The following is an 11,894-nucleotide window of genomic DNA, read 5'->3' as shown; positions in this document are numbered from 1 at the left end:
CCTCATCTAGGGGAGGCCAGGCGGGTGACCCGCTGACCTCGTCCTTATTGTCTCGCGTTCATGGCTTCAGCTTCACGGCTGACTCATGACGGGTCGACCTGCTTCCTTCGTTCCTCGCGGAGCCGGGGACGTCCCGGCTTCGTGATGCGCAGCGTGCTCGACGTACTCGCGGACCTCGCGGAGGTCGAGCACTCCCGGAGCTCGCAAAGCCCTCGGGAAAGCCCGCCGCCGTTCGGCTTTGGCCAGACAGTCCGGGTCGGGGTGCAGCCATGCCCCCCGGCCCGGGAGCCGACGACGTCCGTCGACGACCACCCGTCCGGCCACCGCGACCACGCGCAGCAGCTCACCGATCAACGCCCGCCGCTTGCAGCCGACACAAGTCCGCACCGGGGATTCTCGGTGGGGCTGGTGCTCGGCTACCCGCCGCGGGCTTCGAACCACTCCTGAGTCTACCGCTTCGACCTTCACTCAGCCGAACCGGTTGTCGCGGCGGGCCGCGACGGACCGGCGTGGTCTTGATCACCCTCGTCCTCGACCGGTGCGGCATCGCTGCGGATGTCGATCCGCCAGCCGGTCAGGCGGGCGGCGAGGCGGGCGTTCTGGCCCTCCTTGCCGATCGCCAGCGACAGCTGGAAGTCCGGCACCACGACGCGGGCGGTCTTGCCCCGCTCGTCCATGACCCGAACGGACACAACCTTCGCCGGGGACAGGGCATTCCCCACGAACCGGGCCGGGTCCTCCGAGTAGTCGATGATGTCGATCTTCTCGCCGGCCAGCTCGCTCATCACGTTGCGCACGCGCGCGCCGACCGGGCCGATGCAGGCGCCCTTGGCGTTGACGCCCGGCACGGTCGACTTCACGGCGATCTTCGTGCGGTGTCCCGGTTCGCGCGCCACGGCGGCGATCTCGACCGTCCCGTCGGCGATCTCCGGGACCTCCAGCGCGAACAGCTTGCGCACCAGGTTGGGGTGCGAGCGCGAGAGCGTGATCTGCGGGCCGCGGTTGCCGCGCGAGACGGTGACCACGTACGCCTTGATCCGGCTGCCGTGCTCGTACGACTCGCCGGCCACCTGCTCGGCCGACGGCAGCACGCCCTCGGTGTCACCCACCTGGACCACGACCATGCCGCGCGCGTTGGCGCGGGCGTCGCGCTGGATGACGCCGGCGACGATCTCGCCCTCCTTGGTGGAGAACTCGCCGAAGGTCTTCTCGTGCTCGGCGTCGCGCAGCCGCTGCAGGATGACCTGGCGCGCGGTGGTGGCGGCGATCCGGCCGAACCCCTCGGGGGTGTCGTCCCACTCCTCGTCGGTCTCGCCGTCGTGGGTCAGCGTGCGCGCGAGCACGCGCACCAGGCCGGTCTTGCGGTCGATGTCGATGCGGGCGTGCGGCTGGTGCCCTTCGGTGTGCTTGTACGCGGTGAGCAAGGCCGTCTCGATGGCCTCGATCACCGTTTCGAAGGGGATGTCCTTGTCCCGTTCGATCGCCCTCAGTGCGGCGATGTCGACGTTCACTTCGACCCCTTCTTCTCCGTCTCGGCCTGACCGGCGCCGATCATGCCGGACGCGTCGTTCTCCAGCAGTTTCAGGTCCTCGGCCGGCGGCTGCTTGAACTCGATCTCGACGATCGCCTTCGCCACGTGGGCGTAGCGGACGTCGCGCAGGTCGCTGCCGACGAGGACGCGGGCGGCGTCCGCGCCCGCGTGACCGACCCGGCCCACGAAGGCGTCACCTTCGGCCGGGGTGACCTTAACCAGGCGGAACCGCGCGCGGCGCCAGTGCCGCTGCTCGGTGAGCGGCCGGTCCAGGCCCGGCGAAGTGACTTCCAGCGTGTACGCGCTCGCGAGCACGTGCTCGTTTTCGTCGAGCGCCGCCGCGACCTTGCGGCTGACCTCGGCGACCTCGTCCAGCCCGATGCCGTCGTCGGAGTCGACGACGACCTTGACCAGCTGCCGCCGGCCGGCCTGCTGCACCTCGAAGGAGTCGAGGTCGAAACCCGCGGCGGTGACGGCTTCGGCCACGATCGGCTGAAGCCGGCTGGCGAGTTCTCCTGGCACGTGGGGCTCTCCTCGGTCGGGGTGGGGTTCGTTCGGGTCGGTGGTGGACCAGCTTATCCGGTCGCCCCGTCACGACGCGCGAGCGGCGGCCCCGCCCCGGGGCCTGGCAGGATGGGCCGACGTGACCGGAAGACCGACCGAGCTGACCCGCCGTGCCGCCCTCCGCTTCGGGGCGGCGGCCTCACTGGCCGCTTTGGCCGTGCCGCTGGCCGCCTGCGGGCCCGGCTACGACGAAAGCCCCGACCCGCTGCAGCCGCTCCTGGCCGCCGCCGACGCGGACGCCGCGGCCGCGCGCGCACTGGCCAAGGGCAAGGACGCCGATGCCGCCGGCCAGCTCGCCGACGCGCGCGCGGCGCACGCGGCCGCGCTGAAGTCCGAAGTGGACCGGCTGAACCGGCCGAAGCCGTCGTCCTCGGCGCCGCCGCCGGCCGCGGCGTCGCTGAGCGACCTGAAGGAGCGGCTGGCGACCTCGCGCAAGCAGGCCGAAGACCTCGTCGGCGGCCTGCCGCGCTACCGCGCCGGGATGGTCGCGGCGATCGCCGCGGGCTGCGCGGCCCTGCAGCGCATCGCCCCGGCGCTGGGCCCGGGAGAGGACGCCCCGGCCGCCGCCGCGCCGTCCGGCGCCGTCCCCGCGGAGGCCGTCGACCCGCTGCAGCAGGCGCTCGCCGCCGAGCACGCCGCGGTCTGGGTGTACGGGCTGGTCGGCGCGTTCCTGCCGGCCGACTTCGGGGACGCGGAGAAGGGCGGCGTCGCCGAGCACACCCAGCGGCGCGACCTGCTGCAGACGATGCTCGCGGCCGCCGGGGCGACCCCGGTGGCACCGGAGGCGGCGTACAACCCGAAGAAGCCGGTGACCGACACGGCGTCGGCCGCGCTGGTGGTCGCGACGGCCGAGGCCGACTGCGCGTCGGCGTGGCTGGCCGTGGTCAACCACACCGACGACGCGGCCCTGCGCACGACGGCCCTGCACGCGCTGGTGGCGGCTTCCCGGCGCGGGACGCCGTGGCGCTCCGAGGCGGGCGAGAAGCCGACCGCCGTCGCCATGCCCGGCCAGGCGAGCTGACCCAGCTGACCCCGTAATGCCGTGAAGGCCACCTTGAGGGACTCAGAGTCCCTCAAGGTGGCCTTCACGGCCGTTGGGAGTGCGGTCAGCCGAAGTCGCCGGACAGGCGCAGGGCGTCCTGGACGATCTTGCCGAGCAGGGCCTTGTCCTTGTGCTTGTCGTAGAAGTCGCCCAGCACGATCGTCGTGTTCGTGCCCTCGACCCGGGAGGCGTACGCGGCGTTCTCGCTGCTCACGCTCGGGGTGCCGGAGCCGGCGAACGTCTTGTCCTTGACCAGGTCGGTGACGTTGCCGGTGCCGTCCTGCTCGGTCAGCGTCTTGAGGGCCTTCGCCTTCGTCGAGTCCGGCATCCCCACCAGCACCACCGACACCAGCGCCTTCGCGCCGCCCGACTCCGTCGTGTAGAGCGCGCGGACCAGCGACTGGCACGGGCTGTCCTGGAAGAAGTCCTGGGTCTTGCCGTAGGACTTGGCGGCGCAGTCGGTGGACCGCACCGGCCCGGCGACCGGCGTGAACGTGTACTGCCCGGTGCTCTTGGCCGGCGGCTGCGCCGTCGGCTCGTCCGGCGACGAGTCGTGCCGGATCAGGAACCAGAGCAGTCCCGAGATCACGGCGATCGCGACCAGCCCGGCGCCCCTGAGAGCCAGGGTCCGGGTGTCACGCGCCGGTGGACCGGGCACGGGCGGGCGGGGCTGCGGGGGAACCGCGCCCAGCGGGGCCGTGTCGGACGGGCCTGGGGTGAAATGCGCACCAACCACGACGCCATACGGTAGTTCACTCGCTCGGCGGCGTTCACTCGAATGCGTGTAAGACGCGTTCGACGTCGTCAGCGGTGTTGTAGAGGTGGAAGCCGACCCGCACCTTCCCGTTGCGCAACCCGGAGACGATCCCGGCCGCGGCCACCCGTTCCGGGTCGGCCTCGAGCGACACGATCGCGCTCCCCCGCGGCGGCCGTCCGAGCTTCTCCAGCAGCGTGTCGGCCAGTCCCACGTTGTGCGCCCTGACCTGCGCGAGGTCGAGCCCGCCGAGGTACTCCAGCGCGGCGGCCGCGCCCACCTGGGCCAGCCAGACCGGGGAGAGGTCGAACGCGCGGGCGTCGCCGGCCAGGCGCAGCGGGAGGCCGTAGACGGCAGCCCACGGGTCCTCCCCCGCGTACCAGTTGGCCGCGACCGCGCGGGTGCGGTCCTGGGCGTCCGGCCGGACCGCCAGCCAGGCGCTGCCGCGCGGCGAGAGCAGCCACTTGTAGCCCGCCGCGACCACCCAGTCCGCCCAGGCGAGCTCCAGCGGCAGCCAGCCCGCGGCCTGGGTCGCGTCGAGCAGCACCGCCGCACCGGCGGCTTCGGCGGCGGCCCGCAGCGCGGGGAGGTCGGCGATCCGGCCGTCGGCGGACTGGACGACGCTGACGGCGACGACGTCGTGGCCCTCGACCCGCGCGGCCAGCTCGTCCAGCGGCACCTCGGTGACGTGGTGGCCGCCGGCCGCGAACGGGAAGGTCACGCTGGTGAAGTCGCCTTCGGCGGTGAGCACGCGGGTGCCCTCCGGCAGCGCGGCGGCCACGTTCGCGATCACCTGCGAGACGGACGCGCCGATCGCGACCCGCCCGGCCTCGACCCCGAGCAGCCGGGCGAACCCGGCCCGCGAGCGGGCGACGTACTCGTCGAAGTCACCCGGCCGGCTCGCGCCGGTCCGCCAGTTTTCGACCGACCCGGCCACGGCCGCGGCGACCGGCGCGGGCGGGATGCCCATGCTCGGCGTGTTGAGGTACCCGGGCGGGACGGCGAAGTCGGCTCCGAAGGCGTGCATGCCCCGAGCCAAGCAGACCGGCGCAACCCGATCAGGGCAGCAACGCCGTCACGTCGCCGTAGGACGGCGGCGTCAGCGGCAGGTCACGGCCGTCGCGCACGGCCAGCGCCGTCCCGGCCGCCGCGGCCAGCGCCATCCGGTACGGCAGCGAGCCCAGGCTGACCCGCGCGACTCCCAGCTCCGCCAGCCCGGCCAGGGTGACCTTGCCGGGCAGGAACAGCAGGTTGACCGGGACGCCGATCGCGACGATCCGCTCGACGTCCGCCGGGTCGGCGAGGCCGGGCACGAACACGCCGTCCGCGCCCGCCTCGACGTAGGCCCGCGCCCGCGTCTCGGCTTCGGCCACCGAGTGGTCGCCCGCCCAGTGGGTGTCGGTGCGGGCGTTGAGGAAGAGCTGGGGCGCCCGCTCCTTCACCGCCTTGACCAGCGCGGACTGGACCTCGACCGGGGCGAGGGAGCCGTCGGCGCGGCCGTCTTCGAGGTTGACGCCGACCGCGCCCGCCGCGGCCAGCTCCTCGGCCAGGTCGGCGACCGCGGCCGGGTCCGCGCTGAAGCCGTCGGCGATGTCGACGCTGACCAGCGCGTCGAGCCGGGCCAGGCGGGTGGTCAGCGCGACGGTCACGTCCCGCGTCGAAGGCGCGCCGTCGGCCTCCCCCGCCGCCGCGGACACGCCGAGGCTGGTCGTGCCGAGCGCGCGGAACCCCTGCGCGACGAGGTGCGCGCCGACGCCGAACTCCCAGGCGTTCGGCAGCAGCAGCGGAGTACCGGGGACGTGCAGTGCACGAAATTCGTCCATGCCCCCGACCGTAGGACGCCAACCCTTCGGCCGCCGCCGAACCACCGTGTCGACCCTCCAATCACGCGTGTCGACCTCCTGATCACGCGTGTCGGCCGTTCGATCACACCCCTCGAGCGATCGAACGGCCGACTTCCGTGATCCGGGCGCCGACACGCGTGATTGCGAAGCCGACACGCGTGATTGCGGCGACGACACGGCGTCAGCCGCCGCTGGCGCCGCCCGCCGAGATCGCCGCGGTGCGGGCCGCCTTCAGCTGCCGGACCACCTTGCGCAGGGCCGGGACGGCGGCTCCCGCGCGGTCCTCCAGCTCGGCGAGCCGGGCCTTGTGCTGACGCCGTTCGCGGCGCGGGAGGACCGTGGTCAGCTCCGCCGCCGCGGCCAGCGACGTCAGCGCGGCCACCCCCGGGTCGACCCGGGACACCGGTTCGGCACCGAGCAGCGCGGCCGTCACCACCTCGTGCAGCCGGGCCGCCTCGGCGCGGTCGCGGACCACCGGGCGGCGGCGCGGGAAGAGCCCCAGCACGCTGGACGTCCGCAGCGTGATCGTGCCCGCCGCGTCGAGCTGGGCCTCCAGGGAGTGGAGCGTGGCGCGGGCGTCGCGGCGGACCCAGCCGCGCCACTTGCGGTGCGGGTCCGCGGCGAGGTCGCCCAGCAGGTCGTCGAGCACCAGGTGGCCGGTGCCGCCGGCGCCGGTGACCACGGGACGCCCGTCGTCGTCGGCGACCAGCCCGCGCAGGACCAGGTCGGTCAGCGCCGCCGCGCGCACCAGCGGCGCGACCCGCTGCCGGTCCGGCAACCGGTCACGGCCGGTGTCGCACGCCAGCAGGTAAACCTGGGCGGGCAAGGAAAAAGTGCTCATCGTGTTCCTCTCACTGCCGCTTCAGAGCGGGCCAGATCTGCGACCACGGCGCGTTCCGGCCGTCGTACTCCCACAGCAGTCCGTCGACGACCTGGGTCTCGTGCGCGAAGTAGGGCCGCAGCAGCCCCGGGTCGAACCCGGCGAACAGCACCGCGTCGGCCGACTCCGGCGGCGGCCCGAAGTACCAGTAGGCCCGGTGTCCACTATAGACGGTGTGGATGCCGTACGGCGCGCCGTAGAACTCCGTCACCGCCGCGAACGGGTAGATCTCGGAGTAGACCGCCGTCCTCGTCCGGACGGCCGGCGGCAGCGCCGCGTACGTTTGCCCGATCACCTTGGCCAGGTCCTGCTGCGGCAGCTCCCCCTGTGCGAACGCGCTGCCGAGCGAAAACGGCCCGAACGACGTCCGCGCCGAAGCCGGCCACACCGGCAGCGCGACGAGCGTGACCACCGCCGAGAGCACGAAAGCCGGCCACGCGACGGCTTTCCACCAGCCGGCCAGGTTCCGCCGGGTCAGCTCGGTGGCCGCCGCCGCGAACGGCACGGCGTAGCAGCCCATCAGGTAGTAGGACCGCCCCTGCGTCGCGACCACGGCCAGCGCCACGAGGATCAGCGCGACGCCGAGGTACCGGTACGGCCGCAGCTCCGCCGACCGCAGCAGCCGCCAGACGCCGTAGAGCAGGGCCACCACGCCGACCCCGATCCCGGCGCCGAGCAGCCCGTCGCGCACCCACGGGCCGTAACCCGGGAACTCCGCGGCGACGACTTCACTCATGTGGGTGTACGGCCAGCCGTGCGTCGCCTGCCAGACCAGGGTCGGGACCGTGACCACGACGGCGATCGCCGCGCCCAGCCAGAGCTTCGGGCGCCGGAGCAGGTCCCGCGGCCCGAACACCAGCGCGGCGAGCAGCACCGCCGCCCACAACGCCGGGATCAGGAACTTCGTCTCCAGTGACACCGCCGTCACGACGCCGGCCCAGACCAGCAGGCCGTCGCGGCGGGTGCGGGTCCAGCGGACCAGCAGCCAGGCCACGACCGTCCACAGGAACGGGTCCAGCACGTACGTCCCGATCCAGTGGCTGACGATGACGATGCTGGACGTCGCGTAGCAGGCCGCCGCCATCGCCTGGGCGCCGCGGCCGCCGCCGAGCTCCCGCGCGATCAGCGCCGTGACGACCACCCCCGCGGCCGCCGCGAGCGTCATCGGCAGCCGCAGCATGACCAGCGAGTCCGGCGCGAGCCGGTCCATCGCCGCGGCCAGCGCCGGGATGAGCGGTGGCTGGTCGAAATACCCCCAGCTCAGGTGATCTCGACCGGCCACCAGGAAGTAGAGCTCGTCGAACCCGCCGGCGTAACGCCCGCTGGTCAGGAGCAGCGCGAGCCCGGCGAGGCCCGCGATCGCCAACACCGGGCCGCGGGCGAAAGCCACGTTCGTCGTCTGTCGCGTTTGGACAGTCACCACGGTTGCCTCCCTCGCTGTGGTCCACTCACTCCACCGGATCGGGAGCACGGGCGAAACGGGGCAAGGAAGGTCGTCGCGGCGACAAAAGTTGCGGGCCCGCGCCCGGGCCGCAACTTTGGTTGCGCATCCGGCGCGACGGCCCGCGCGAACGGTTACCGTGACCGCGTGACCAGCACCAGGCGGCCGTGGTGGCCGAGCCGCGCCGACGTCTTCTGGCTGTTGCTGGCGGCGTCCGCGTTCGCGGGGCTGAACGTCCTGCTCTACGCACTGGGCGAGGCCACGACCGGGCCGCTCGGCCCGGCAGCCGGGCTGGTGCTGCAGCTGGCCTGCGACTTCTCGATCGTGCTGCTGTTCCGGTTCCCGCGGCAGGTCGCCTGGTTCGTCGTCGCGGCGGCGGGCCTGATGCTGGCGTCCGACCTGTTCACCCCCGGCCTGCTCGTGCCGGTGCGCCAGCTCGCCCTGACGACCGTGCCGACCATCAGCCCGGTCGTGCTGTCGCAGCTGCCGCGGGTGCTGGACCGGCGGACCGTGCTGTGGCTGGCCGGGATCCTCACGCTGATCGCCGCGCGGCCGTGGGTGCCGAGCTGGAGCACCACGCCGTTCGCGCTGCTCAGCACCACGCTGCCGGCGATGTTCGGGCTGTACGGCGAGGCGCGGCGCCAGCTGCTGCGGTCGCTGCGGGACCGCGCGGAACGCGCCGAGCGCGAGCAGCACCTGCTCGCCGAGCGGGCCCGTGCGGAGGAACGGCGGCGGCTGGCGGGCGAGATGCACGACGTCGTCACGCACCGGCTCAGCCTGATGGTGCTGCACGCCGGAGCCCTCGGCGTGACGTCGCAGGAGGAGCCGGTGCGGGCGGCGGCCGAGGACATCCGCCGCGAAGGCGTCTTCGCGCTGGACGAACTGCGCGACCTCGTCGGCGTCCTGCGCAACGGCACCGAACTGAGCCCGCGGACGCTCAGCCCGGAGCAGCCCGGCGACCCGGCCCAGCTGGTCGAAGAGTCCCGCTCGGTCGGGGTGGTCACCGAGCTCGCGGTGGACGGCGACCCGGCGCAGGTGTCGCCGACCGTCGCGCGGACCGCGTACCGGCTGGTGCAGGAGGCGCTGACGAACATCCGCAAGCACGCGCCGGGCGCGTCGGCGACGGTGTCGCTGCGCTACCACCCGGGCGGCCTGGACGTCTCGGTCGGCAACACCGCGGCGTCGCGGCGGCCCGACCCGGCGCTGGCGGGCAGCGGTTCCGGAGCGGGGCTGGCCGGGCTGCGGCAGCGCGTGGAACTGGTCGGCGGGCGGTTCGACGCGGGCCCGGTACCCGGCGGCGGGTTCCGGGTCGGTGCGATACTGCCCGCCTACGTCCCGACGGCGGAAGGCACTAACCGTGATCCCGGTGCTCGTGGTCGATGACGAGCCGATGGTGTGCGCGCACCTGCGCACGATCCTCGGTTCGGCGGGCGACATCGAGGTCGTGGCCCAGGCGGGCGACGGCGCCGAAGCCGTCGAGGCCGTGGTCCGGCACCGCCCGCGGGTCGTGCTGATGGACCTGCGGATGCCGGGTGTCGACGGCCTGACCGCGATCGAGCGGATCGCGGCCCTGCCGGACCCGCCCGCGGTGGTGGCGCTGACGACGTTCGACGCGGACACGTACGTGATCCGCGCGCTGCGCGCGGGCGCGGCGGGCTTCCTGGTGAAGTCGACCCCGCCGGAGGACCTGATCGGCCTGGTCCGCGTGGCGGCGGACGGCCACACGGTGCTGTCGCCGTCCGCGGCCCGCCGTCTGGTGGCCCTGTCCTCGGACGGCCGCGAACGCGGCGACGACGCCCGCCGTCGGACGTCGGGTCTCACGGACCGCGAGCGAGATGTCTTGGCCTGCCTGGGCGAGGGACTGTCCAATGCGGACATCGCGGCCCGGCTGCACCTGGCCGAGGCGACAGTGAAGAGCTACGTGTCGCGGATGCTGGTGAAGCTGGACTGCACCAACCGGACCCAGGCGGGACTGCTGGCCCACGAAGCCGGCCTGGTCGCCCGCTAGGGCCACAGCAGCGGAACCGCGCGCCACACCGCCCAGCCGATGAGGGCGAGCCAGCCGGCGATCCAGACGAACGCGGGGATTCCCGTGCTCCCGGCGAGCATGGCGGCGTCGTCCTCCTGGTCACGGAACCCACCGCGTAAGCGGTTGGAGACGATCGCGCGCAGCCCGCCGATCTCACTGGTCAGCAGCAGCCACGCTTCGGCGTACGCGACGCCGTTCTTCAGCCAGAGCGGTGCCCAGCGCAACGCGCAGAACACGATCGCGCCGACCGCGACGACGACGGCGAAGGTGAGCACGTCCCGGGTGAACAGCAGGAGGAACACCATCGCGGCCAGGGTCAGGGTGAGCACCGCGGGGACGAGCCCGCGGTGCAGCAGGGCCGCCGCGCCCAGGCCGGCCAGCGGCGGCATCGCGTAGCCGGCGGCGATGGTCAGGACCGCGGCGAGCGCCGACGGATTCCACTGCAGGGTGCCACCGGATTCCGCACTCGTGATCCGGACCCGGAGGACACCGCCGCCGGTCAGGATGCTCACCAGCGCGTGGCCGCCTTCGTGGAAGAGCGTGCCGAGGAAGTTGGCCCCGTAGACGACATTCCGCCGGCCGCTGACGAAGGACATCACGACGGCCACGGCGGCGATCGAGGCGGTCGTGCCCACGAGCGCCGACCCCGGCGGCGGCACGGTTTCGTTGAGCACAGCGAAAGCGGACGCCATGAGTCCCTCCCCGGAGCCGTGGAGCCGTCCTCCACAGTGTCACCGGAGCGGGATTCCGGGCGGAACCCCGGCGGCGGATTGTCCTTGAGCTGTCCAGCCTCAAGCGGACGCGGGGGTGTGCTCCGCGTCGTAGGCGTCGCGGGCGTCCTGGACCGACGTCATGTGCAGCCGGGCCCACTGGTCCAGCATCTCCAGCGGCTCGGAAAGGTTGCGCCCCAGCGACGTCAGCTCGTACTCGACTTTCGGCGGAATCACCGCGTAGGCCGTGCGGGTGAGGATGCCGTCGCGGACCAGGCTGCGCAGGGTCTGCGTCAGGACCTTCTGGGAGATGCCGTCGACACGGCGGGCGATCTCGGTGAACCGCAGCGGGCCGGCGGTGAGCGCGCCGACGATGAGGACCGTCCACTGGTCGCCGATGCGGTCGAGCAGCTGACGGGTCGGGCAGTCGCGGTCGTACGGGTCCGGGTGCACAGCGCGTCTCCTCACTTTCCCAAAGAGAGTAACACGCGTTTCAGGCAGTGGGAGCCATCAACGTGGCGAAGAGGATCCGCAGGTGGCGGCGCCCTCGTTCCCAGCGCGCGTCCAGCTCACCCTGGTCGCGGGTGGCCCAGCTGGCGATGAGGATGCCGCGGACGACGTCCATCGCGGTGTACACCGCGTGCAGGAACTCGTGGTGCCCCGCGTGCTCCGGGAGCAGGGCCTTGCCGAACTCGACCAGGCTGGACGTCGCGATCGGCTCGACCACGGCCATCTGGCGGCGCAGCTCGGCGTCGGTCCGCGAGGCGACCCACAGCTCGACCGTCGCCGAGAACACCGGTCCCTGGTGCATCTCCCACATCAGCTGCAGCGCGTCGCCGACCGGGTCGGTGGACGCGCGGAGGCGGTCCAGCTCGGCCATCGCGACCTCGGTGCGCTTCGCGGCCAGGTGCCGGATCGCCGAGGTGACCAGGTCGGCCTTCGTCGGGAAGTGGTGCACCTGCGCGCCGCGCGTGACGCCGGCGCGGTCGGCGACGCGGGTGGTCGTCGTGCCCGCGTAGCCGTACTCGACCAGGCAGTCGATCGTCGCGTCGAGCAGCCGGACGCGCATCGCCGCGCTGCGCTCCTCCTGGGTGCGGCC

At 73.3% G+C, this 11,894-nt stretch carries 14 protein-coding genes; 3 read left to right on the top strand and 11 right to left on the bottom strand.

Translation table 11 applies throughout. From position 1 onward, the window contains the following. Positions 1-72: 72 nt before the first annotated feature. The 3 genes from ACIOD2_RS34560 to rimP form a co-directional block, all read right to left on the bottom strand. Positions 73-324 carry a YlxR family protein gene (locus tag ACIOD2_RS34560; RefSeq protein ID WP_400548898.1) on the bottom strand — a complete coding sequence of 84 codons (252 nt, stop codon included), beginning with the start codon at positions 322-324 and terminating at the stop codon, positions 73-75. Between the two features lie 140 nt (positions 325-464). After that, complete coding sequence (gene nusA / locus ACIOD2_RS34555) at positions 465-1,511, bottom strand: transcription termination factor NusA (RefSeq protein ID WP_400547786.1); 1,047 nt, start codon at positions 1,509-1,511, stop codon at positions 465-467. Next, positions 1,508-2,053, bottom strand: a complete 546-nt coding sequence (gene rimP, locus ACIOD2_RS34550) for a ribosome maturation factor RimP (protein WP_400547783.1) — start codon at positions 2,051-2,053, stop codon at positions 1,508-1,510. The genes nusA and rimP overlap by 4 nt, the downstream gene beginning before the upstream one ends. Positions 2,054-2,174: 121 nt before the next feature. On the opposite strand from rimP, the gene ACIOD2_RS34545 reads away from it, so the two are divergent. Then, a complete protein-coding gene (locus tag ACIOD2_RS34545; RefSeq protein ID WP_400547780.1) occupies positions 2,175-3,116 on the top strand; it encodes a ferritin-like domain-containing protein in 942 nt (313 codons plus the stop codon). An 85-nt stretch (positions 3,117-3,201) separates the two neighbouring features. Here ACIOD2_RS34545 and ACIOD2_RS34540 read toward each other — a convergent pair whose 3' ends face one another. The 5 genes from ACIOD2_RS34540 to ACIOD2_RS34520 all read right to left on the bottom strand — a co-directional run bounded on the left by ACIOD2_RS34540 (position 3,202) and on the right by ACIOD2_RS34520 (position 8,038). Then, the gene (locus ACIOD2_RS34540; RefSeq protein ID WP_400548895.1) at positions 3,202-3,795 is read right to left on the bottom strand and encodes a hypothetical protein; all 594 of its coding nucleotides are present in this window, start codon (positions 3,793-3,795) and stop codon (positions 3,202-3,204) included. Between the two features lie 112 nt (positions 3,796-3,907). Beyond that, complete coding sequence (locus ACIOD2_RS34535; RefSeq protein ID WP_400547777.1) at positions 3,908-4,918, bottom strand: aminotransferase class V-fold PLP-dependent enzyme; 1,011 nt, start codon at positions 4,916-4,918, stop codon at positions 3,908-3,910. A 31-nt stretch (positions 4,919-4,949) separates the two neighbouring features. Continuing rightward, the gene (locus ACIOD2_RS34530; protein WP_400547774.1) at positions 4,950-5,714 is read right to left on the bottom strand and encodes an isocitrate lyase/phosphoenolpyruvate mutase family protein; all 765 of its coding nucleotides are present in this window, start codon (positions 5,712-5,714) and stop codon (positions 4,950-4,952) included. A 202-nt stretch (positions 5,715-5,916) separates the two neighbouring features. Then, on the bottom strand, positions 5,917-6,576 hold the full coding sequence (locus ACIOD2_RS34525; protein WP_400547771.1) for a GPP34 family phosphoprotein: 660 nt from the start codon (positions 6,574-6,576) through the stop codon (positions 5,917-5,919). A gap of 10 nt (positions 6,577-6,586) precedes the next feature. Beyond that, positions 6,587-8,038 carry an ArnT family glycosyltransferase gene (locus ACIOD2_RS34520; RefSeq protein WP_400547768.1) on the bottom strand — a complete coding sequence of 484 codons (1,452 nt, stop codon included), beginning with the start codon at positions 8,036-8,038 and terminating at the stop codon, positions 6,587-6,589. A 165-nt stretch (positions 8,039-8,203) separates the two neighbouring features. Here ACIOD2_RS34520 and ACIOD2_RS34515 point away from each other — a divergent pair, with 165 nt between their 5' ends. Continuing rightward, positions 8,204-9,439: a sensor histidine kinase gene (locus ACIOD2_RS34515; RefSeq protein ID WP_400547765.1), complete on the top strand. Its 1,236-nt coding sequence runs from the start codon at positions 8,204-8,206 to the stop codon at positions 9,437-9,439. Further along, on the top strand, positions 9,414-10,064 hold the full coding sequence (locus tag ACIOD2_RS34510; protein ID WP_400547762.1) for a response regulator: 651 nt from the start codon (positions 9,414-9,416) through the stop codon (positions 10,062-10,064). Before ACIOD2_RS34515 ends, ACIOD2_RS34510 begins: the two co-directional genes overlap by 26 nt. On the opposite strand, the gene ACIOD2_RS34505 is transcribed toward ACIOD2_RS34510, so the two are convergent. The 3 genes from ACIOD2_RS34505 to ACIOD2_RS34495 form a co-directional block, all read right to left on the bottom strand. Beyond that, complete coding sequence (locus ACIOD2_RS34505) at positions 10,061-10,777, bottom strand: M50 family metallopeptidase (protein ID WP_400547759.1); 717 nt, start codon at positions 10,775-10,777, stop codon at positions 10,061-10,063. The two genes, ACIOD2_RS34510 and ACIOD2_RS34505, sit on opposite strands and share 4 nt — an antisense overlap. Before the next feature lie 99 nt (positions 10,778-10,876). After that, positions 10,877-11,248, bottom strand: a complete 372-nt coding sequence (locus ACIOD2_RS34500; protein WP_400548892.1) for a winged helix-turn-helix transcriptional regulator — start codon at positions 11,246-11,248, stop codon at positions 10,877-10,879. 40 nt (positions 11,249-11,288) lie between these two features. Then, entirely contained in the window at positions 11,289-11,864 is a 576-nt protein-coding gene (locus tag ACIOD2_RS34495) for a TetR/AcrR family transcriptional regulator (RefSeq protein ID WP_326951604.1), read from the bottom strand. Positions 11,865-11,894: the final 30 nt, after the last annotated feature.

The sequence above is a fragment of the Amycolatopsis sp. NPDC088138 genome (assembly GCF_044741685.1).
Classification (GTDB): Bacteria; Actinomycetota; Actinomycetes; order Mycobacteriales; family Pseudonocardiaceae; genus Amycolatopsis.
Note: the sequence above shows the minus strand (reverse complement) of the source record. Positions and strands in the feature narration are given on the sequence as shown.